The 586-nt window shown below is 77.1% G+C and carries 1 protein-coding gene; it reads right to left on the bottom strand.

Annotation, left to right across the window (positions count from 1 at the left end; genetic code table 11):
• Positions 1-586, bottom strand: a 586-nt coding sequence (locus ND748_RS33465) for a glycosyltransferase (RefSeq protein WP_251750211.1), incomplete at both ends; no start/stop codon positions are given.

The raw sequence follows: 586 nt of genomic DNA, 5'->3' as shown, positions 1-586 counted from the left end.
GGGTCGCGCCGATCGCTGGCCAGGTGCGGTCGGCGACCAGGCGCTGTCCGCCGGCCGCCACCCGCGCCCGCAGGGCCGGATCTCCCAGCGCGCGGTCCAGCGCCCCGGCCAGCGGCACCGGGTCGCGTACCCGGCTGGCGACGAGCACCGTCCGGCCGTCGACCAGGGCCGGGTCGGGTGGCTGCGCGGCGGTGACGATCGTCGCCAGCCCGTGGGCGAGGGCGGCGGCCAGTGCCCCACTCTTCGTCGTCACCCCGGCGGTGAACGGCAGCACGCACACGTCGGCCGCGGCCAGGATCGCCGAGACCTCGGCGGCTGGCAGGTGTCCCGTGAACGTGACCAGGTCGTCGACGCCCCCGGCGTGGGCGTGCTCGGTGAGCTCGCGGCGGAACGCCGCAGCCTCGGCCGCGGGCAGCGCGAGCGAGGTGAATCCGCCGACGACCGCGAGGTGCAGCCGTGGCCGCCTCGTGCGCAGCACGGCGAGCGCGTCGATCAGGTAGCGCACGCCCTTCACCGGATGGACGAAGCCGAAGAACACCGCCACCTCGGCGTCGGGCGGCGCGCCGAGCCGGGCCCGCAGTCGTCC

Origin of the sequence: Frankia sp. AiPs1 (genome assembly GCF_023716945.1) — a bacterium.
Classification (GTDB): Bacteria; Actinomycetota; Actinomycetes; order Frankiales; family Frankiaceae; genus Frankia.
The sequence above is the reverse complement of the archived record's forward strand: the minus strand, read 5'-3'. Positions and strand labels throughout refer to the sequence as shown.